This window comes from Clostridioides sp. GD02367 (assembly GCF_045900275.1).
Classification (GTDB): domain Bacteria; phylum Bacillota; class Clostridia; order Peptostreptococcales; family Peptostreptococcaceae; genus Clostridioides; species Clostridioides difficile_A.
This window is the reverse complement of the sequence record NZ_JBJODK010000052.1, coordinates 1-302: the sequence shown is the minus strand read 5'-3', so window position 1 is coordinate 302 and position 302 is coordinate 1. Positions and strand designations below refer to the sequence as shown.

At 24.8% G+C, this 302-nt stretch carries 1 pseudogene; it reads left to right on the top strand.

The annotated features are described in order from the left end of the window. Positions 1-302 (top strand): annotated as a pseudogene (locus Q3223_RS19665) (IS200/IS605 family element RNA-guided endonuclease TnpB); the annotation flags it as partial.

Here is a 302-nt window from a genome sequence, read left to right as displayed (position 1 = left end):
ATAATAAAGAAACTTTTACTTATAAACAGTGCAGTTCTGATTTGACCAATTTAAAAAGAGAATTAGAGTGGCTTAAAGAACCTGACAAATTTTCACTACAAAATACCTTAAAAGATTTAGAAAACGCATATAAAAAATTCTTTAAAGAAAATACAGGATTTCCTAAATTTAAATCAAAGAAAACTAATAGATTTTCATATAGAACAAACTTTACAAATGGAAATATTATGTACTGTAGTCAATATATAAAATTACCTAAACTTGGTATGGTTAAAGTAAGGGATAAACAAATACCTCAAGGA